The organism is Arcobacter pernae, assembly GCF_049472135.1.
Taxonomy (GTDB): Bacteria; Campylobacterota; Campylobacteria; order Campylobacterales; family Arcobacteraceae; genus Arcobacter_B.
Genome location: NZ_JBMOVV010000001.1, coordinates 164,274 through 178,814, shown reverse-complemented (window position 1 = coordinate 178,814; position 14,541 = coordinate 164,274). Strand labels below are relative to the sequence as shown.

General features: G+C 27.4%; 16 protein-coding genes. 8 read left to right on the top strand and 8 right to left on the bottom strand.

Going from position 1 to position 14,541, the window contains the following annotated elements; translation table 11 throughout:
• Positions 1-2 precede the first annotated feature (2 nt).
• The 8 genes from ACH5BF_RS00915 to ACH5BF_RS00880 all read right to left on the bottom strand — a co-directional run bounded on the left by ACH5BF_RS00915 (position 3) and on the right by ACH5BF_RS00880 (position 6,278).
• A complete protein-coding gene (locus ACH5BF_RS00915; RefSeq protein ID WP_423272095.1) occupies positions 3-308 on the bottom strand; it encodes a hypothetical protein in 306 nt (101 codons plus the stop codon).
• Between the two features lie 66 nt (positions 309-374).
• Positions 375-1,703 (bottom strand): ATP-dependent protease ATPase subunit HslU, encoded by a 1,329-nt coding sequence (hslU, locus tag ACH5BF_RS00910; protein WP_423272094.1) that lies wholly within the window; start codon positions 1,701-1,703, stop codon positions 375-377.
• A 6-nt stretch (positions 1,704-1,709) separates the two neighbouring features.
• Positions 1,710-2,246, bottom strand: coding sequence for an ATP-dependent protease subunit HslV (hslV, locus tag ACH5BF_RS00905; RefSeq protein ID WP_423272093.1), 537 nt, complete (start codon positions 2,244-2,246; stop codon positions 1,710-1,712).
• Complete coding sequence (gene rplI, locus ACH5BF_RS00900; protein ID WP_423272092.1) at positions 2,247-2,696, bottom strand: 50S ribosomal protein L9; 450 nt, start codon at positions 2,694-2,696, stop codon at positions 2,247-2,249.
• Positions 2,697-2,770: 74 nt separating this feature from the next.
• Positions 2,771-3,967, bottom strand: a complete 1,197-nt coding sequence (locus tag ACH5BF_RS00895; protein WP_423272091.1) for an ArsS family sensor histidine kinase — start codon at positions 3,965-3,967, stop codon at positions 2,771-2,773.
• Positions 3,964-4,635, bottom strand: a complete 672-nt coding sequence (locus ACH5BF_RS00890; protein ID WP_423272090.1) for a response regulator transcription factor — start codon at positions 4,633-4,635, stop codon at positions 3,964-3,966. Before ACH5BF_RS00890 ends, ACH5BF_RS00895 begins: the two co-directional genes overlap by 4 nt.
• A gap of 14 nt (positions 4,636-4,649) precedes the next feature.
• On the bottom strand, positions 4,650-5,279 hold the full coding sequence (locus ACH5BF_RS00885; protein WP_423272089.1) for a hypothetical protein: 630 nt from the start codon (positions 5,277-5,279) through the stop codon (positions 4,650-4,652).
• Between the two features lie 357 nt (positions 5,280-5,636).
• Positions 5,637-6,278, bottom strand: coding sequence for a recombinase family protein (locus tag ACH5BF_RS00880; RefSeq protein WP_423272088.1), 642 nt, complete (start codon positions 6,276-6,278; stop codon positions 5,637-5,639).
• A 222-nt stretch (positions 6,279-6,500) separates the two neighbouring features.
• Between ACH5BF_RS00880 and ACH5BF_RS00875 the strand changes: the two genes are divergently transcribed.
• From ACH5BF_RS00875 to ACH5BF_RS00840, 8 genes are all read left to right on the top strand, one after another.
• A complete protein-coding gene (locus ACH5BF_RS00875) occupies positions 6,501-7,055 on the top strand; it encodes a UbiX family flavin prenyltransferase (protein WP_423272087.1) in 555 nt (184 codons plus the stop codon).
• A gap of 4 nt (positions 7,056-7,059) precedes the next feature.
• Entirely contained in the window at positions 7,060-7,548 is a 489-nt protein-coding gene (gene coaD / locus ACH5BF_RS00870) for a pantetheine-phosphate adenylyltransferase (protein WP_423272086.1), read from the top strand.
• Positions 7,539-8,108 (top strand): dTMP kinase, encoded by a 570-nt coding sequence (gene tmk, locus ACH5BF_RS00865; protein WP_423272085.1) that lies wholly within the window; start codon positions 7,539-7,541, stop codon positions 8,106-8,108. The genes coaD and tmk overlap by 10 nt, the downstream gene beginning before the upstream one ends.
• The gene (hisS, locus tag ACH5BF_RS00860; protein ID WP_423272083.1) at positions 8,098-9,333 is read left to right on the top strand and encodes a histidine--tRNA ligase; all 1,236 of its coding nucleotides are present in this window, start codon (positions 8,098-8,100) and stop codon (positions 9,331-9,333) included. The genes tmk and hisS overlap by 11 nt, the downstream gene beginning before the upstream one ends.
• The gene (speA, locus tag ACH5BF_RS00855) at positions 9,333-11,132 is read left to right on the top strand and encodes a biosynthetic arginine decarboxylase (protein ID WP_423272442.1); all 1,800 of its coding nucleotides are present in this window, start codon (positions 9,333-9,335) and stop codon (positions 11,130-11,132) included. Before hisS ends, speA begins: the two co-directional genes overlap by 1 nt.
• Before the next feature lie 65 nt (positions 11,133-11,197).
• Positions 11,198-11,914: a serine O-acetyltransferase gene (gene cysE / locus ACH5BF_RS00850; RefSeq protein WP_423272441.1), complete on the top strand. Its 717-nt coding sequence runs from the start codon at positions 11,198-11,200 to the stop codon at positions 11,912-11,914.
• Position 11,915: 1 nt separating this feature from the next.
• On the top strand, positions 11,916-12,647 hold the full coding sequence (locus ACH5BF_RS00845; protein ID WP_423272082.1) for a sulfite exporter TauE/SafE family protein: 732 nt from the start codon (positions 11,916-11,918) through the stop codon (positions 12,645-12,647).
• A 72-nt stretch (positions 12,648-12,719) separates the two neighbouring features.
• On the top strand, positions 12,720-14,540 hold the full coding sequence (locus ACH5BF_RS00840; protein WP_423272081.1) for a PAS domain S-box protein: 1,821 nt from the start codon (positions 12,720-12,722) through the stop codon (positions 14,538-14,540).
• Position 14,541: the final 1 nt, after the last annotated feature.

The window sequence follows — 14,541 nt, the reverse complement described above, 5'->3', positions numbered from 1 at the left end:
TTTTACGATAAAAATCTCTTTTGCACTAAGTTAATTAAATTTTTAATTTGAGAAATATCATCAGCTTTAATCCAAGCATCAATACCAAAGTTTTTAAAGGCATCATAATCACTATCATCTTCAACAACAGCAATTGATACATACTTCTTAGCACATACTTTAGCTTTATTTTCTTCAAACTCAAAAATAGAATTAATATCTAATACAACAACATCAGCTTCTCCAGATGAACCACTGTGAAAGTGTTCAACTGTATGCTCTGCACCAAATAAAGACTCATCTAATTCACAAAATGTAACTATTTTCATATTATTTCTCCCCGAAAAAATCAATTATTCTTTATTCTAACTAAAAAATTATTAATTTTTTTAATATTAAAGAATATATCTTGCAATATCCTCATCATCAACGATTTTATCAAGCTTTGTTTCTACAAGTTCTTTTGTTACAATTACTTTTTCGCCTTTCTTTTCATCTGCATCAAAAGAGATATCTTCAATTACTTTTTCAATTACAGTATGAAGTCTTCTTGCACCAATGTCTTCTGTCTTTTCATTAGCTGTTTCAGAATACTTAGCAAAAGCTCTAATAGCATCATCATCGAAATCTAACTCTACGCCTTCAACTTCTAATAAAGCTTTATATTGTCTAAGAAGAGAGTTTTTAGTATTTGTAAGAATTTTGTAAAGTGCTTCTTCATCTAATGATTCTAATTCAACTCTTAAAGGAAATCTTCCTTGTAACTCTGGTAATAAATCAGATGGTTTAGATACATGGAATGCACCAGCAGCAATAAATAAAATATGATCAGTTTTAATTTGACCAAATTTAGTTTGTACACTACTTCCTTCTACAATTGGTAATAAATCTCTTTGAACACCCTCTTTTGATGGGTCTTGATTTTGATTAGTCTTACCAGATGCAATTTTATCAATCTCATCTAAGAAAATAATTCCTCCAGATTCAGCTCTTTTAATTGCTTCAATCTTAATAGCTTCTTGATCAAGAAGTGATTCACTTGCTTCATCTTTTAAAAGAATTTTAGCATCTTTAATTGTAACTTCTTTTTTGATTTTCTCTTTATTTAGTCCACCTAACATTTTGTTTAAGCTTTCTTGCATTGAGCTCATATCCATAGGCATACTAGAATCAATAATTTCTACATGAGTTTTTTTAGGAACTTCAATCTCTATTTTCTTATCATCAAGTTCACCTTTTAAAAGTTTAGACTCCATAAGGTTATATGTTTTAATAAATGATTCTTTTGCACTTTCAGTTGCAGTATCTGGAAGTGGTGGAACTAATTTTTCAATGATTTTTTTATTTACTTCATCTTCAATTTTATCTTTGATTTTTTCTTCAAAATCTTTTGTAACGATATTAATTGATTCATAAACTAAATCTCTTACCATTGATTCAACATCTCTTCCTACAAAACCAACCTCAGTATATTTAGAAGCTTCAACTTTAACAAATGGTAAACCCATCATCTTTGCAAGTCTTCTAGCAATTTCAGTTTTACCTACACCCGTACTTCCTATCATAAGAATATTTTTAGGCATAATCTCTTCTTGAAGTGTTGGTTCAACCCTCATTCTTCTATATCTATTTCTTAAAGCTAAAGCAATAGTTTTTTTAGCATCATTTTGACCAATTACATAATCATCTAAATATGCAACAATCTGCTTTGGTGTTAAATCCATACTCTATTAATCCTCTATTTTTAATAATTTAATATTTTGGTTTGTGTAAATACAAAGTTCACCTGCAATCATTAAAGATTCTCTTACTAAATCCTCTTCATCCATATCTGCATGTTTTGCAAGTGCTCTTGCAGCTGAAATAGCAAAGTTTCCACCTGAACCAATTGAAGCAATAGCTCCATCTTCAGGCTCAACTACATCACCATTTCCTGAAAGTATAAAAATATGCTCTTTATTTAAAACAATCATCATTGCTTCAAGTCTTCTTAAAACTTTGTCTTTTCTCCACTCTTTAGAAAATCCAATAACAGCTTTTAATAAATCACCCTTATTATTTTCTAAATGAGCTTCAAACATATCAAAAAGATTAAAAGCATCTGCAGTACTTCCTGCAAAACCAGCTAATATTTGGTCTTTATATAGTCTTCTAATTTTAGTAGCATTACCTTTTAAAACAGCATTACCAAATGTAACTTGACCATCTCCACCAATTACAGCTTTGTTTTTCCCTTTGTATGCAAGTATCGTAGTAGCGTCAAACATCTATTCAACTCCAATTACATCTACTTTTAAAGTTGCGTGAATTCCATGACCTAATTTACAATCTGCTTCGAAAATTCCTGCAGCTTTAATTTTAGTTGCTAATGAGATATTTTTCTTATCAATTTCTATATCAAACTCTGCTTTTAAAGCTTCACTAATCTCTTTATTTGTTACAGAACCAATTAAATGACCATTAGCACCAATTTTATGTTTAATAGTTAATTTTGTAGAGTTTAATTTTTCAGCTAGTTCATTTGCTTCTTTAATCTCTTGTGCTTCAATTTCAGCTTTTTTTCTTTGTTCTGCTTTGTATCTGTTTAGAACTTCAGGAGTAGCTTGTTTTGCAAAACCTTTTCCAATTAAAAAGTTTTTACCGTAACCATCTTTAACTTCTTTTACTTCTCCAGTTTTTCCTAAACCTTTTACATCTTTAATTAATAAAACTTTCATATTATCTCCATATTAATAAATAGCAATTATTCTACAATAAGTTCAATGAAGTAACTATGAAAGATAGTTTAAATTTAATTGAAAGTTATCTCAAAAACATTTTTATTATTCTCAAACTTGTGAGAAAAGTGTAATTTATGTAAATCTAAAATTGTTTTTATGATATATAATCCTAAACCCATTCCATGATTTTTATTTTCTGTATTTGTATGAAAAGGCTTAAAATACTCTTCCAAATTTTGTTCTAATTTATTTCCTAAAGATTTAAATAAAATAGATTTTTCTAAAACTTCAATCTCTATTTTATTATCACTAGAATACTTCAAAGCATTGTCTATTAAATTTTTAAATACCATTGCCATTAATTCTAAATCAACTTTTACTGTTTTATCAACTTGAGATTTTATATTTATTCTATTATCATTTTTATCTATCATTAAAAACGTATATGACTTATTTATAATTTCACTTGTTTTATAAGAGCTAAGATTTAGGTTATAGTTTTTTGAAACAATTTTTTCTATTCTAGAAAAATCATTGATTAAAGAATCTAAATTCTCAAAAACTTTTACTATCCTATTTTTTTGTTTTTCATCATCAATTAACTCACTTACAATTCTACCTTTTGCTATAGGTGTTTTTAATTCATGCATGATTGTTCTTAGAAAAAGTTGTCTTGATTTTAAAAGTAATGAAACTTTTTTTGCAGTTTTATCAAACTCATTTGCAACTTGCGCTATTTCATCATGTCCGTCTATTTTACATGATATTTGAGGTTCACCATTTGCAAATTTATTTATTTCATTTTTTAAATGAGATAAAGGTTTTAAAGCTCTTAAAATCCAAAGGTAAATAAAAAGCAATAAGACCAAAACCACAAAAAAAACTATGTAAGGATAATAGTTTTTTTCATATTTATTTAAATCTTCAAAAAGCATTCTAAAATGAGGTGTTCTTAAATGAAAATAGAGTTTTCCTTCATATTTAAAACTTTCATAACCAGCAGTTGAGAATGATAGTTTTTTACTATCTAAGATTTCTCTTACATTAAATACTTTTGCAAAACCTAAAGAGCTCATATACTCTTGAAGCTCCATAGGCTCTAATCTATAAAAATGTATATAATTTGATATTGTTTCATATTTTTGTTGAGTATCTTTAGAAATAGCGTCTTCTTGGAATTTCAAAAAAGGTAAAAATGCAGCAAGAAAAAGAATAAATGCAATAAAGAAACCTAAAGAAATATTTGCTTTTATAGATTTAAAAATCATTGTGACAACTTATACCCAAGACCTCTAATAGAGTGTATATACTTACTATTTTTTGAATCATCTTCTAGCTTACTTCTTAATCTACCAATAATTACATCTAAACTTTTACTATAACTATCACTTAGACTACTACAAGAGTTAACTATTTGTTCCCTTGAAACGATTGAGTTTTTATGATTAAGTAAGGTTGTTAAAACTTCATATTCTGCTTGTGTTAAAAGTAGTTCTTTATTTTTAAAAACTATCTTTTGTTTACTCTTATCCCAATTAAAGTAATTACAAGAAAAAGATTGTTTATTTAACTTGCTTTTTTCTTTTCGTCTTAATAAACTTAATATCACAGCATACATTTCTTTTGGATTATAAGGCTTAGGAAGGTAGTAGTCAGCTCCCAATTGCAAGCCTAAAACTTTATCAGTTATATCAGACCTTGCACTTGAAATGATTATTGGAATATCGTAATTGGTAGATATTTGTTTACATACTTCTAAGCCATCAACACCTGGTAAAGTAAGGTCCAAAATTAAGATATCAAATAAATTTATATTACAAGAAAGACCTAAATATGGATCCTCATAATTGGTAATATACATATTGTACTTTTCAAGAAACTCTCCTAAAAAGATAGAAAACTCAGGATCATCTTCAATCATAAGAATCTTAATCATATTTAACCTAATTTTTAAGCATAGAACGATGTTGAATTATAGTTATCTTCATTACTTAAAATATTTTGTAAAGAGTTTTTAATAATACTACTTACATCAGAAGATGATAACTCTGTATTCTCTGGTTTATAGTTTTCAAATAAATCCATTACTTGGCTTTTAGCATCATCATTTAAACTCAAAATTCTACTTGTATAATCTAAAATACTATCAAAGCTTGTACTATTACTATTATATGCATTTGTACTACTTGAAGAATTATTGTTTTCTTCATCATCATCTCCATATAAAAGTTCAGATAAAATATCACTTATTTCATCTTCGCTCTCTTTTGGTGGAGGTGGCGGTGGAGGCATTCCTCCTTGAGGACCATTAGGACCTAAACCAGCTAAATCTCCAATTTCTTTTGCATCAAAACCTAAACTACTAAGTGCATTTTCAAAACTTCTTGAAGGTTGAATATTAGCTTCTTGAAATGCACTTACAATTTCAAGGGCATCACTACTTGTAAGATTATCAGAATCATAGTTAGATAATACATCTTGAATAGTTTCTTGCTGGTCTAAAGATAATGAAGAACCTGAAGAACTTTTAGAAGAAGAAGTATAATTATACGAACCCAAAGCAGATAGAGAATCAATCATTTTAAATCCTTTAATTTATTATAACAAGATTTTACATAAGTTATTTAAATAAAAATTAAATAGAAAGTAAATGAAAGTAAATATAAATATTTTCAAAAATAAATATTATACACAAATATACAAAATATATTATTTTTTATACCTTTAAAATTTTACACATTTAAAATAAAAAACTATAAAATACATGTAGTTAAAACTTTATTTGTATAAATATTAATATCCTATTTTTATTATCTTTATTTATCTAGAAATAGTTATTTTATGGGGTTTTTAGTAGTTTTAGTAGTTTTTTAATTTATCTTTATAAAAAAAGGGTTTACTAAAAAGTAAACCCTTTAAACCCTTGATATTTATTTTTTAGCTGGCAATATCAAGGGTGTTTGGCAAATTTTCTCTAATCTTTCTCTTTTTAACATAGTTATTTAATCCAATATGATTATTATAACCTAGTAATTTAGCTATTTTTCTAACTGAAAGACCAACAGATAATAACTCTTCAATTTTATCTCTTTGTTTATCAAATTTAGATTTTTGAATAGTACCTTTTGGTTTACCAAGACTTGCACCACTTAACTTCTTAGCTGTTAAAGCTTCTTTTGTTCTAAGGCTCATTAAATCTTTTTCAAGATTAACTGTCATTGAAATCACACCTAAAATCATTTGAGTTAACATATCTTTATCATCTACTAAATCTAAATTTTGATTAGCAATCAGAATTCTAATCTTATTAGAAAGTAAGAATTTTACTATTTCTAAGATATTTTCGACAGTTCTACCAAAAACATTTAAGTCAGCAACAATTATCGTTGAGTTTTTTTCACAACTTTTTAAAAGTTCTAAAATATTTTTCTCTTCACTTGAGCTATTTATTTCGATTTCAATACATTTATGAACATCTATTTTGTTCTTATTTATGTATGTATCTAAACTATCTTTTTGAGCCTGTGTATACTTTTCATTATTTTTATTAATTCTGATGTATGTGAAATTCTTAGACATATTTTAACCTTTACATTAAGTATATTATTTAAATTAATATGAAAACATAGTGTTTACTTATATACATTTAAAATTTATACAAAATGTTATTATATAGTATCTTAATTTTTACTTAAAACATTATTATAAACAAGTACTTTTTATTATTAAATTTCTTTGTTTGAATTCAAAGCTTTTTTTTGATATTATTTTTTTACTTTAAAACCAGCAGAAAGGTTTGATTTGAAAATTACAGTTGCTATATCTGGGGCTAGTGGGTCTAACCTTGGATTAAATTTCATAAAAAAAATCCCTGAAAATATTCAAGTGTTTTTAGTAGTTTCAAAAAGTGCAAAAACAGCATTGAAATTAGAAACAGGATTATCTTTAAGAAAAGAGTTTGAGCAAAGACCTAATGTAACTATTTTTGATGATTCAAATATAGCTGCACCTATAGCTTCTGGTTCTTTTCAAGTAGATAAAATGATTATTCTGCCTTGTTCTATGAATACTTTGGCAAAATGCTCAGTAGGAATATCAGATTCCTTAATCACTAGAGCTTTTACTGTTATGCTAAAAGAAAGAAGAGAAATCATACTCTGCCCAAGAGAAATGCCTTTTAATCCAATTGCTTTAGAGAATATGTTGAAACTCTCAAAATTAGGAGTAACTATTGCTCCCCCTGTTTTAGGATATTATTCGGAACAAAAAAGTTTAGAAGATATGGAAAACTTCTTAATTGGGAAATGGTTTGATTTATTAAAAATAGAACACAATTTATTTAAAAGATGGGAATAGTAAAATGTCTGAAACACAAGATAATACAACATATAGAAAAGCTATTTATAGTGGAACTTTTGATCCTATTACAAATGGTCATTTAGATATTATTAGAAGAGCTTCTAATATTTTTGATGAAGTAATTATTGCAGTTGCAAAAAGTGAAAGAAAAAAACCTATGTTCTCACATGAAGAAAGAGTTAAGTTTACTGAAGCTGCGACAGCACATATAAAAAACGTTAGAGTTGAAGGTTTTGATACTTTGTTAGTTGATTTTGCAACACAACAAGGAGTTAATACAATCATTAGAGGTCTTAGAGCCGTATCTGATTTTGAGTATGAATTACAAATGGGATATGCAAACTCTTCTATCAATAAAAAAATTGAAACACTATATCTAATGCCAACTCTAGAAAATGCCTTTGTATCTTCTACAATTGTTAGAGAGATTATTAGATTTAATGGAAAATTCCAACACCTTGTACCTAAAGAAGTTTTAGAATGTATGTAGTAATAGAAGGAATTGATACAGCAGGAAAGTCAACTCAACTTGCTTTATTACAAAAGAAATACCCTAACGCTGTTTTTACAAAAGAGCCAGGTGGAACACCAATTGGTTCAAAGTTAAGAACTATGGCATTAAATGGTGAAGCTCATTCTAATATTGCAGAGATGTTTTTATTTTTAGCTGATAGAGCTGAACATATGCAAGAAGTTGTTTTAAAAAATAAAGATAAAGTTGTTATTTCAGATAGATCAATGATTTCAGGAATTGCTTATGCTTCAATTTTTGAACTAGACAAAATGATTGAGTTAAATTTACTATCAACAAATAATACTTTACCAACTCATGCAATTTTACTTGAATTAACACCACATGAGTTAAAACATAGATTATCCCAAAAAGAGAATGATTCTATTGAACTTAGAGGAATAAACTATTTATTAAATATTCAAAATAGAATGAAAGAAACGATAAAAAAACTTGGAATCAATCATAGATTTATTGATGCAAGTTTAAGTATAGAAGAAATTGAAAAACAAATAGAGGAGTTCTTAAATGGCAAATAAACAAACCAATCAAACTATTCAAAGCTTAAGAGGAATGAAAGATATCGTAAATGATGAAAGTAAACTATTTACATACTTTGTTGATAACGCTTCTGCTATTGCTAAAAACTATGGATTTTCATATATTGAAACACCTATTCTTGAAGAGACTGCATTATTTAAAAGATCAGTTGGTGAAAGTTCAGATATTGTAAATAAAGAGATGTACAACTTTGTTGACAAAGGTGAAAACAATGTTTGTATGAGACCAGAAGGAACAGCTGGTGTTGTAAGACACTTTGTAGAGAAAAAACTAGATAGAGCTGGTGGTGTACAAAGATGGTACTACTATGGACCAATGTTTAGATATGAAAGACCTCAAAAAGGTAGATTAAGAGAATTCCACCAATTTGGATGTGAAGTTTTTGGAGTTGATTCTGTAATTGAAGATGCTAATATTATAATGATGATAAAAGATATATTAGACTTCTTTGGAATTGGTTTCAAACTTCAATTAAACTCTCTTGGTGATCAAAACTGTATGCCACAATACAAAGAGAACTTAGTTGAACACTTAAACTCATTTAAAGATGAGCTTTGTGAAGATTGTCAAAAAAGAATAGAAACTAATCCTATTAGAGTTTTAGATTGTAAAGTTGAGTCTTGTCAAGAAAAACTAGTTAATGCTCCAAAGATTACACATAACTTATGTGAGTCATGTAATACAGATTTTGAAAAATTAAAAGAGATTTTAGACTTTAATGGTGTAGAATACGAAATTGATACAAATTTAGTTAGAGGACTAGACTATTATTCAAAAACTGCTTTTGAGTTTGTAAGTGATGAGATTGGAGCTCAAAGTGCAATAGCTGGTGGTGGAAGATATGATAGACTAGTTGAATTCTTAGGTGGAAGACCAACAGCTGGTGTTGGATTTGCTATTGGAATTGAAAGACTATTAGAGCTTGTAAAGATGAAAGAAGAAAAAGAAGATGTAGTTTATATTGGAGCTTTAGATGAAGCTTCTTTAAATACAGCAATAAAACTTGCTATCAAAAAAAGAAAAACAACAAAGACTTTTGTTGAATATACACCAAGAGGTTTTGGAAAACACTTTAAATTAGCAGAGAAACAAGGCGCAAATGTTGTTGCTTTAATTGGTGAAAAAGAATTAAATGATCAAACAATTTTTGTAAAAAACATTGAAACACAAGAAGAAAATACAATTAAACAAGAGGAATTTTAATATTGAATAATTATGGAATTGATATATGGAGTGACAATAACTTCGTAGTAGAAGACGGTTTAGCAAAAGTTAATCACAAATGCAAACCGTCGTTAATCTCACTTGTAAAACAAATCAGGGAGCAAGATTTTAAAGGGCCATTACTTTTAAGATTTCCACATATTACAAAAAAGCAAATAAGTACACTTTATAATACATTTAATAAAAGTATTAAAGAGTATGATTATCAAGGTAGCTTTAATGCTGTTTTTCCATTAAAAGTAAACCAGTTACCTAACTTTATTCATCCACTAATAAAAAGTGGTGAAGAGTTTAATTATGGACTTGAAGCAGGTAGTAAAGCTGAACTTGTAATAGCAATGACATATAATAATACAAATTCACCTATTACAGTAAATGGTTTCAAAGATAAAGAGATGATTCATTTAGCTTTTATTGCAAGAAGCAAAGGTCATAATATAACTGTAATTATTGAAGGTTTAAATGAGCTTGAAACAATTATCCAAGTTCAAAATGAAACAAATCTTCCTTGTCCAAATGTAGGATTAAGAGTTAGGCTACATAGTGGAGGAAGTGGTTTATGGGCAAAAAGTGGTGGTATCAATTCTAAGTTTGGTTTATCATCAACTGAAATTATTGAAGCTTATGAGTTGTTAGAAGAGTGCAACTTATTACAATACCTTACAATGATTCATTTCCATATTGGTTCAGATATGAACTCTATTAAGCCATTAAAAAAAGCATTAAGAGAAGCTGGGCATATTTATGCAGAACTTAAAAACTTAGGTGCTACACATTTAAATAATATTAATATTGGTGGTGGTTTAGCAGTTGAATACTCTGCATATGAAAGAAGTAGGTTCTATTCTTTAAGAGAGTTTGCAAATGATGTTATCTTTACATTAAAAGATATTGCAAAACAAAAAAATGTTGCACAACCAAATATCTTTACTGAATCAGGAAGATTTATTTCAGCTGCTTCAACAGTATTAATTACACCTGTTTTAGAACTATTCTCATCAGAGTATGATTTAAAACATTTAAATTTAAAAGAGAATAATCCACCTTTAATTGAAGAATTAAATGCTTTATATTCAGATATGTTAAAAAGAACTGCTTATGAGTATATGCATGATGCTATGGATCATATGGAATCATTATTAACGCTATTTGATTTAGGTTATATTGATTTACAAGATAGATCAAATGCAGAAATTTTAACTCATCAAATTATAAAAAAAGCTATTGCTTTACTTGAAGTTGAAGATTATGAAGATTTAAAAAAGCTTGATGAAAATATTCAAGAAAAATATTTATTAAACTTCTCAATGTTCCAATCACTTCCTGATTACTGGGGAATAAATCAAGAGTTTCCTATCATGCCTTTAACGCATTTAGATAAGAAACCTACAAGAAGTGCAAGTTTATGGGATATTACTTGTGATAGTGATGGAGAGTTACCTTTTAATTCACAAAGACCACTATATTTACATGATGTAGATTTAGCTAAAGAAGACTATTTCTTAGGATTTTTTAATGTAGGTGCATATCAAGATACTTTAGGAATGAAACATAACCTATTCTCTCACCCAACAGAAGTAAATGTAGTTTTCCAAAATGATGAAGTATTACTTGAACAAATTATTGAAACTCAAAAAATTATTGATATATTAGAAGATATTGACTATGATACAAGAGAGATAAAAGATAAATTAAAAGAGAATTTAGATACTAATACATATCAAATTCTAAAAAAATATTTAAATGAGAACAGTTATTTAAAAACAACATGGAGTTAGTCATGAATGAAGAAAAAAACATACATGAACAAATAAAAGAGAAAATTTTAAATGAGCAAAGCAAGATTAGTCTTTGGAAACAGATAAAAGAAGATTTTTCTGTTCCAAAGCAAAATGACCCTGCGTTAAACTCTAGCTTTGAACTTTTTTTTAATTATCCTGGTGTTTGGGCTATTGCAAATCATAGAATTGCAAATAGATTATATAATAAAGGCTGGAGTAAACTTGCAAGAGTTCTTGTAGGTATTAGTTCACTTTTTACAAAAACAGATATTCACCCTGCAGCAACAATAGGTAGAAGAGTATTTATAGACCATGCTATTGGTGTAGTAATTGGTGCAACAGCTATTATAGAAGATGATGTACTAATTTATCAAGGAGTAACTCTTGGTGGAGTTAGTCTTGATAAGGGTAAAAGGCACCCTACTGTTAGAGCAAATGCAGTTATTGGTAGTGGAGCAAAAGTTTTAGGAAATATTGTAATTGGAAAAAACTCAAAGGTTGGAGCAAACTCTGTTGTAGTTTGCGATGTACCAAAAAATTCAACGGCAGTTGGAGTTCCTGCAAAAATTATCAAAAAAGATAATAAAAACTGCAAGCTTGCTCATGATGATTTACCAGATATCAATAAAGAGATGTTTAAATATCTTATTGAAAGAATTCATGTTCTAGAAGTTGCTTTAAAAGAGCAAGATGGAATTGATGTAAGTGATAAAGATAAAAAACTTGAAGAAGATTATAATAGATTCATTAATGCAATGAACTCAATAAAAAAGAAATAGTATGTTAGAACTAGCCTCTTTTGGAATAATGACTGGATTTATTTCTGGTTTCTTTGGTGTAGGTGGAGGAATGATTCTTATCCCTATGCTTTTAATGACTGGATTTGTAATGAAAGAAGCAATTGCTATATCTATTATGCAAATGGTTTTTTCATCTATTTATGGTTCATTTTTAAATACAAGAAAAGCTAAATCTATTCTAAAAGATGGTTTAATAATTGGTATTGGTGGTTTTGTAGGTGGTTTACAAAGTGGTTTTATCGTATCGAATGTTTCTAACCTTACCCTTCAATATCTATTCATTGCTATTTTAATTTTTTCTATTGTTAAAATTTTTATAACTCCTGCTGAACATAAAGGAGAGCCTCAAGTAAAAAATAAGTTTACTCTTTTTATGATTGGTTTCTTTACAGGAATTATTGCTATGAGTATTGGAGTTGGTGGTTCTGTAATTTTAACTCCAATTTTGATAGGCTTTCTAAGATATGATTTAAAAGCAGCTACAGCGTTAGGACTATTTTTTGTAATATTCTCTTCTGTTGCTGGATTTACTTCTTTATCTTTAAATGGACATATGCTTTTTACTGAAGGAGCTATTGTTGGACTTGCTTCACTTGTTGGTGTATATTTTGGAATTAAAGTAAAAAATATGGTTCACTCGAACTCATATAAAAAGTATATTCTTTTATTAAATACAATTATTTTAATTATAATGTTGTATAAAACTTTCTAAAAAATATAAAAAATTTGATTTGTAAACTACTTTTCAGTACTATTCGATATAAAAAACTATATAAGGTTTAATTTGAAAAATAACTTTTTAAAGTTCTTTATTGAGAATAGTAGCGACATAGCCTATGAAATCGACTTAAAGACTAAAAAAATAAAATGGTATAAAGATATAAATACTATATTAGAGTATGAAAAAACTATAAACCTAACAGATTTAGACTCTTTTATTAGCATTATTAAAAAAACTCACCAGAAATATTTTTTAGAAAAACTAGAAGCACCTGATAATATTGATTTAAAAGAAATCAAATACAAAATCAAGAAAAATAATAAAGACTATCAAGAATGGATAGATACATATACAAAAGAAGATGATAAAATATTTGGTATATGTAAAATCAACTACAAAAAATTATCTGTAGAATTAAAGAAAAGTAAAAAAAGATACCAAAAACTATTTGAAGCAAATAAAATTCCTGTACTTGTAACTTCTTTAAAGACGGGAAGAATTATTAAAGCTAATAAGGCTGCAAATAAATTTTATGGATATACAAATAAAGAGTTTAAAAAACTTCATATTACAGATATAAATACTCTGCCTTTTGATGAGATAAGAGAAGAAGTTTCAAAATCTTTAACAGATGAAAAAGATTGTTTTAACTTTAAACACAAAATAAAAAGTGGAAAGATTATAGATGTTGAAGTTTATACAGGCCCTATTTCATTAAAAAAAGAGGACTTACTTTATTCTATTGTTTTTGATATTACAAAAAGAAAACAAGCTCTAAAAAAACTAAAACTATCTGATACTATTTATGAGAATACAAAAGAAGGTATTTTTATTACAGATTTAGATACTAGAATTTTATCAGTAAATAAAGCCTTTGAAGATATAACAGGATATAAAGAAGAAGAAGTTTTAAATAAAAAAGTAAGTATTCTAAAGTCAAATAAACATTCAAAAGCTTTCTACAATAATCTGTGGAACTCTATTAATTCTAAAGGCTCTTGGGAAGGTGAGATAATAAATAAAACTAAAAGAGGTAGCTTTTTCCATCAATGGGTTACAATAAATAGTGTTTATGATGACAATAATCAACCTACAAATTATATCTCTGTATTTACTGATTTTACTAAACTAAAAGAACAAGAACAGCTTTTAAGAGAAAAAGACAAAATCATGTTCCAACAATCTAAAATGGCCTCTATGGGTGAGATGTTAAAAAACATTGCTCACCAATGGAGACAACCTTTATCAGTTATAACTTCTTCAGCTTCAGGTCTTAAACTAAAAAAAGAGTTTGACATGCTAAGTGATGAAGACTTTAATGAATTTGCAGAAGGTATTTTAAAATCAGCAACTTATCTTTCTCAAACTATTGATGATTTTTCTAACTACTTCAAAAATAGCTCAGATCAAGAAGTATTTTTAGTAAATGACATAATCGAAAAAGCAATTCAATTAACTGACTCATCTTTAAAAAGTTCTGATATTACTATCAATACAGAGTTTAAAGACAATTGTGAAATCTTTGGAATTAAAAATGAGTTAATTCAAGTTTTATTAAATATTGTACATAACTCAATTGATGCTTATAAAAATAACTCTGAAATAAAAAAAGCTTTATATATAGAATCAAATAAAGAGTTACTAAATGCAAGTATTTCTATAAAAGATTTTGCAGGAGGAATTGAAGAGTCTATTATAGATAAGATTTTTGAACCTTACTTTACAACAAAACATCAAAGTCAAGGAACAGGAATAGGACTTTATATGTCAAAACAAATTATTGAAGATAGATTAAATGGTTCAATCATCGTAAATAATATCGAAGAGAATGGAAAAAAAGGTGTAATGTTTAAAATCTTAATTCCATTAAATGAGAGTAAATAGT

Coding starts and splice junctions, on each gene's coding strand:
- ACH5BF_RS00915 (WP_423272095.1), bottom strand. CDS start 308: ATGAAAATAGTTACATTTTGTGAATTAGATGAGTCTTTATTTGGTGCA.
- hslU (WP_423272094.1), bottom strand. CDS start 1,703: ATGGATTTAACACCAAAGCAGATTGTTGCATATTTAGATGATTATGTA.
- hslV (WP_423272093.1), bottom strand. CDS start 2,246: ATGTTTGACGCTACTACGATACTTGCATACAAAGGGAAAAACAAAGCT.
- rplI (WP_423272092.1), bottom strand. CDS start 2,696: ATGAAAGTTTTATTAATTAAAGATGTAAAAGGTTTAGGAAAAACTGGA.
- ACH5BF_RS00895 (WP_423272091.1), bottom strand. CDS start 3,967: ATGATTTTTAAATCTATAAAAGCAAATATTTCTTTAGGTTTCTTTATT.
- ACH5BF_RS00890 (WP_423272090.1), bottom strand. CDS start 4,635: ATGATTAAGATTCTTATGATTGAAGATGATCCTGAGTTTTCTATCTTT.
- ACH5BF_RS00885 (WP_423272089.1), bottom strand. CDS start 5,279: ATGATTGATTCTCTATCTGCTTTGGGTTCGTATAATTATACTTCTTCT.
- ACH5BF_RS00880 (WP_423272088.1), bottom strand. CDS start 6,278: ATGTCTAAGAATTTCACATACATCAGAATTAATAAAAATAATGAAAAG.
- coaD (WP_423272086.1), top strand. CDS start 7,060: ATGTCTGAAACACAAGATAATACAACATATAGAAAAGCTATTTATAGT.
- tmk (WP_423272085.1), top strand. CDS start 7,539: ATGTATGTAGTAATAGAAGGAATTGATACAGCAGGAAAGTCAACTCAA.
- hisS (WP_423272083.1), top strand. CDS start 8,098: ATGGCAAATAAACAAACCAATCAAACTATTCAAAGCTTAAGAGGAATG.
- ACH5BF_RS00845 (WP_423272082.1), top strand. CDS start 11,916: ATGTTAGAACTAGCCTCTTTTGGAATAATGACTGGATTTATTTCTGGT.